Origin of the sequence: Mesorhizobium intechi (genome assembly GCF_002879535.1) — a bacterium.
Lineage (GTDB): Bacteria > Pseudomonadota > Alphaproteobacteria > Rhizobiales > Rhizobiaceae > Mesorhizobium > Mesorhizobium intechi.
Window position 1 is genome coordinate 1 of the sequence record NZ_PNOT02000146.1, and the last position, 1253, is coordinate 1253.

Sequence of the window (1253 nt, forward strand, 5' to 3'; positions counted from 1 at the left end):
TTACGCTTCTGGCTTCGGGGCCGTTCGAGTGTCGCTCACGCGGCTCTCTTGAATCTCGCTGAGGGCAGTCTTAGAAGCAAACTTCTTCGTCGCCAGCGGCGCACCGCCCTCGTTCGTGAGGCGTATATAGTCGCCACCAATCAGAACTGTCAACACACATCCAGAAAGTTTTTTCGATTTCTCGGCGGCATATCCACAAGGCCGAAATTCGTGTGTTGGCTTGGCTGAATCTCGACGGACGTCCGCTGCCGATCATTCCCGCCGGGCTCACCATTACCTCGACGCCGGCCCTCCGACATCAGCTTGAGAATCGCCTGTCACCTGGTGGATGTCGAGCGCCCTGCCAATCTGAGCAACGCCTCAAAACCGGTCTTCGAGCAGTTCCGGTGTGATGTTCCGCCCAGCGTAGAAGATGCCCAGGATCAACACTCGTTCGCTCTCGACCGCGAAAGCGATGCTGACGGCGCGCCGATAACCAACAATCCGCAGCCCGGGCATGATCTCGACCCGCTCCGTGCCCCGCTGTGGAAAAGTCGACAGGCCCAGGCAATGGTCGCGGATGCCGACAACGAGATTCCAGGCAATCGCCGGCGACGCGCGCTCAGCTATGTCATCATAGAGTTGTTCGAGTTCAGCTTCCGCCATGGGATGGAAGACAATCCGGTACTCCATCCCCTACCTGGCTTTCGCCAGCTTCGCGCGATGGCGCGCCTCCAGCCGAGAGAACACGGTATCGGCAGGAATCCCCTTTGCCGGATCCTGCTGGAGCTCAGTCAGGCGCCCGGGGATTTCCTCGCGCAGCCATCTCTCCCGCTCCGCCTCGAAATCCTCGAGCATACGCAGGCCGGCGCGGACAACCTCACTGGCATTGTTGTAACGACCTGATTCGAGCTGCTTCCTAATGAAGCTCTCATAATGGTCGTTCAGGGCGTAATTGGGCATCCCAACCTCTGGAAAAATGTCCTGCCTTGGGAATATAGCAATAGATGTCACCTATTGCCAGAAGGAGCCGGTTCGGCGGCAGCGGGGCCCTCCGAGCAGTTCACGGCACTACGGCGAGCGTGTAGTCATTGCGGTCGACCCGCTCCTGATGCGGTTCGAATACAAGCTGGCCAAGAAGCATGCGGCCAGCCTCGATGGTTTCAGGCGACGGGATGCGTTTCTCGCCGTTGTCTAAGTTCGCATAATGAGGGCGCGATTGGATCTCCGCCAGGCTTCGCACCAATCGCGACGAGTAGGTCGCGACTGGCGGG

The 1253-nt window shown here is 59.2% G+C and carries 3 protein-coding genes; all 3 read right to left on the reverse strand.

The features are described from left to right. Positions 1–360 precede the first annotated feature (360 nt). Positions 361–672 carry a type II toxin-antitoxin system RelE/ParE family toxin gene (locus C1D09_RS12460; RefSeq protein WP_143974622.1) on the reverse strand — a complete coding sequence of 104 codons (312 nt, stop codon included), beginning with the start codon at positions 670–672 and terminating at the stop codon, positions 361–363. A 3-nt stretch (positions 673–675) separates the two neighbouring features. Beyond that, the gene (locus C1D09_RS12465) at positions 676–942 is read right to left on the reverse strand and encodes a type II toxin-antitoxin system ParD family antitoxin (protein ID WP_140893041.1); all 267 of its coding nucleotides are present in this window, start codon (positions 940–942) and stop codon (positions 676–678) included. Positions 943–1042: 100 nt separating this feature from the next. Beyond that, positions 1043–1253 (reverse strand): hypothetical protein (locus C1D09_RS33110; RefSeq protein WP_167514581.1); only part of this gene is annotated, 211 nt, incomplete at its 5' end.

Coding starts and splice junctions, on each gene's coding strand:
- C1D09_RS12460 (WP_143974622.1), bottom strand. CDS start 672: ATGGAGTACCGGATTGTCTTCCATCCCATGGCGGAAGCTGAACTCGAA.
- C1D09_RS12465 (WP_140893041.1), bottom strand. CDS start 942: ATGCCCAATTACGCCCTGAACGACCATTATGAGAGCTTCATTAGGAAG.